Here is a 255-nt window from a genome sequence, read left to right as displayed (position 1 = left end):
CTTTCGGCGTGCGAGTTTTTCACTCGCATTGTCGTTACTCATGTCAGCATTCGCACTTCTGATACCTCCAGCAAGCTTCTCAACTCACCTTCACAGGCTTACAGAACGCTCCTCTACCGCATCACCAGAGGTGATACCCGTAGCTTCGGTGCATGGTTTGAGCCCCGTTACATCTTCCGCGCAGGCCGACTCGACTAGTGAGCTATTACGCTTTCTTTAAAGGATGGCTGCTTCTAAGCCAACCTCCTAGCTGTC

General features: G+C 51.8%; 1 rRNA gene. It reads right to left on the bottom strand.

Annotated elements, in window-relative coordinates:
- A 23S ribosomal RNA gene (locus J5M56_RS26000) occupies positions 1 to 255 on the bottom strand; the annotation flags it as partial.

It is taken from the genome of Pseudomonas sp. 51_B (genome assembly GCF_017491595.1).
GTDB classification, from domain to species: domain Bacteria; phylum Pseudomonadota; class Gammaproteobacteria; order Pseudomonadales; family Pseudomonadaceae; genus Aquipseudomonas; species Aquipseudomonas promysalinigenes.
This window is presented reverse-complemented; position numbering and strand designations above follow the sequence as displayed.